The following is a 1,463-nucleotide window of genomic DNA, read 5'->3' as shown; positions in this document are numbered from 1 at the left end:
CATAATTTAGGAATAGACTCTACTGTTTAATCGTGATGGAAAGTGTGAAATATCAATGATTAATCCGGCTTATAAATCCAGAATATTCAAAATTGCCAGATCTCACTTGTCGAATTCGCAGTTTGTTGTGTACAGGGAAAGTCAGAAATACTCCTGAAACAAAAACAGGACATAAGACTCATCAAGTAAAATAAACAGTGTCTAATGATCCATTTGTCGCAAGGGGCGGATAGAGGAAATTTTTTTGCTTTTTTTGCAATGAGGAGCCGAATAAACAAAAAACCCCATGAAAACGGGGCTTTTCATCTTTATTCAGCAGACTGTTCTGTTTCGGCAAGAACACGGTTTACACGTTTTTCGAGCATTTTCATCCCGCTTCCTCCAGCTTGAAAATGGCGAAGCTGGCCTGTTTTATCAAAAACGTAATAAGCCGGAACATATTCATTTTCGAAAGCGTCAGTCAGCTTATGGTCGCTGTCAACAAAAACAGGCTGAGTAATATCATGTTCAGCGGCAACCTCTTTGATTTTATTCAAGTCTAAATCGTCTTCTGAACGCGGCATATGCACGGCCACCACGTTTAGTTTATCGCTGTAGCGGTCGCGGAACTCATTGACTTGCGGCATTGCCTCTTTGCACAAGTGGCAGCTGATCGACCAAAAATGAATTAATGTCGGCTTTTCTCCGATAAGCTGCTCTTTTGTCACTTCTCCGTTTAACCACTCTTTTGCGCCGGTCAGTTCCGGCATCGGCTGGCGTAATTTCATGATTTTTCCTCCATTGTCATTTTTGTCGATTAAAAAGGTCTAACAAATGTTAGACCTTTCCAATCTGATTTCTAATTTGAGAATAAAAATTAAAGAGTTGCTTGACCCGGTTTCCAGTTTGCAGGGCAAAGACCGCCTGTTTGCAGCGCTTGAAGCACGCGCAATGTTTCGTCTACATCACGGCCGATGTTGTTATGGAACACTGTTTGATATTGAAGTTCGCCTTCCGGATTAATGATGAACAATCCGCGAAGCGCCACACCTTCTTCTTCAATCAGTACGCCGTATTCACGGGATACTTCATGGTTTGTGTCGGCAGCAAGCGGGTATTTCAGCTGGCCGAGACCATTTTCTTTGCGGTCTGTGTTAATCCATGCCAAGTGAGTGTGGATGGTGTCAGTTGAAACGCCGATTACTTCTGCATCAAGGTCTTCAAACTCGTCATAGCGGTCAGACATTGCTGTAATTTCTGTCGGGCACACGAAAGTAAAGTCCATAGGATAGAAGAATAGAACCGTCCACTTATCATTCTTCATGTTTTCTTCAAGGCTTACTTTTCCAAATTCTTTGTTTGCAAGAACCGCTTCCATTTCAAAGCGCGGCGCTTGTTTACCTACCATGCGTTCTGCCATTTTATGTATCCCTCCAATTGTGATTTTTGGGTTCTGCTACCCATATCAAAATGAGAATTTAAAT

Annotated in this window: 2 protein-coding genes; both read right to left on the bottom strand. The window is 42.2% G+C overall.

Annotated elements, in window-relative coordinates; translation table 11 throughout:
* Nucleotides 1-308: 308 nt before the first annotated feature.
* Entirely contained in the window at nucleotides 309-767 is a 459-nt protein-coding gene (locus tag C1T29_RS08790; RefSeq protein ID WP_020451208.1) for a redoxin domain-containing protein, read from the bottom strand.
* Between the two features lie 89 nt (nucleotides 768-856).
* Entirely contained in the window at nucleotides 857-1,399 is a 543-nt protein-coding gene (ahpA, locus tag C1T29_RS08785) for a biofilm-specific peroxidase AhpA (protein WP_020451207.1), read from the bottom strand.
* Nucleotides 1,400-1,463: the final 64 nt, after the last annotated feature.

It is taken from the genome of Bacillus sp. MBGLi79 (assembly GCF_002953915.1).
This window is presented reverse-complemented; position numbering and strand designations above follow the sequence as displayed.